Origin of the sequence: Mesorhizobium sp. M7A.F.Ca.CA.001.10.2.1, from assembly GCF_003998575.1 — a bacterium.
Lineage (GTDB): Bacteria > Pseudomonadota > Alphaproteobacteria > Rhizobiales > Rhizobiaceae > Mesorhizobium.
This window is the reverse complement of sequence record NZ_RZQY01001417.1, coordinates 1-393: the sequence shown is the minus strand read 5'-3', so window position 1 is coordinate 393 and position 393 is coordinate 1. Positions and strand designations below refer to the sequence as shown.

Annotated in this window: 1 protein-coding gene; it reads right to left on the bottom strand. The window is 72.8% G+C overall.

Annotation, left to right across the window (positions count from 1 at the left end; translation table 11 throughout):
* On the bottom strand, positions 1 to 393 hold a 393-nt coding region (locus EN964_RS37370; RefSeq protein ID WP_281059620.1), incomplete at both ends, for a helicase-related protein.

Below are 393 nucleotides of genomic sequence, written 5' to 3'. Positions count from 1 at the left end.
GGGGAGTGCAGCCGTCTGCTCGGCCCGCCACAACCGGATGGCGACGCCTGGCTGCGTGCGCCCGGCACGGCCGGCGCGCTGGTCGGCGGAAGCCTTGCTGACGCGCACGGTCTCCAACCGGGTGAGGCCGCTGGCCGGCTCATAGCGCGGCAGCCGCGACAGGCCCGAATCGATGACGACGCGCACGCCGTCGATGGTGATCGAGGTTTCGGCGATCGAGGTGGCCAGCACCACCTTGCGGCGGCCGGCCGGCGGCGGCTTGATCGCCGCGTCCTGCGCCTTGCCGTCGAGCATGCCGTAGAGCGGGACGATGTCGGTATCGGTGCCGACCTTGCCGGCCAGCCGTTCGGCGGTGCGCTCGATCTCGCGCTGGCCGGGCAGGAAGGCAAGCAC